1 pseudogene is annotated in these 725 nt (G+C 57.4%); it reads right to left on the bottom strand.

Going from position 1 to position 725, the window contains the following annotated elements:
* A pseudogene (locus ACFSX3_RS30475) lies at positions 1-725 on the bottom strand (hypothetical protein); the annotation flags it as partial.

Below are 725 nucleotides of genomic sequence, written 5' to 3'. Positions count from 1 at the left end.
GCTTTCTCCCGGTCATACGCGGTGAGCTGCGTCTCCTTCTCCTTCTGTAGCGCCGTCTTCTGCGAATCAAGTTCACGCTTACGCAGATCGCGGTCGTGTTCGAGGACCATACGGTCGCGCTCTTTAATCGCTTGCTCACGCTCCGCAATGCCTTCCGGACCTACTGCGGACGCCAGCTCAGCGATGCGCGCGTTCTTCTCCGCGATCTGCGTTCCGTAGTCGGCGTCCGTGTTAAGCGTCTGCTCTTTTGCGAGCAGTTCGTCGATGGCGGCGATCTTCTCGTCCTGCGCATCTACATACGCCTTCTTCCGCGCCTCGATCGCTTCTAGGTCCGTCTTCTTCGCGGTATCAATGCGGGTCTTTTCAGCTTTAACGAGTGCCTCCGCCAGTTTCGACGTATTTTCTATAAGCGTTTTACGCGACTGGTAGAGCTGTTCGTCCGCTTTCTCGTAGTATTCGCTGTCCTTCGCATACTGACCGCGCAGCTTCGTCCATTCTGCGACCTTGAACGCTGCGACATCCGCTTCCGCTGCGCCTGAGTCTTCGAGCCTGCGCGCTTCCTTATCGATCAGGTCCACGCGCTTATCATACGTATCCTTCGTCTCCTTTTCGGTAGCCGAGGCGACGTCCTTACGGGCAGCGCGCGCCTGCTCATCCGCTTTCGCGTAATATTCCGAATCCTTGCCGTAGCGATTACGGAGCTGCTGCCAGAGATAGAGGCGCTG

Origin of the sequence: Paenibacillus rhizoplanae (assembly GCF_042684125.1) — a bacterium.
In the GTDB taxonomy this organism is placed as follows: domain Bacteria; phylum Bacillota; class Bacilli; order Paenibacillales; family Paenibacillaceae; genus Paenibacillus_AQ; species Paenibacillus_AQ rhizoplanae.
Note: the sequence above shows the minus strand (reverse complement) of the source record. Positions and strands in the feature narration are given on the sequence as shown.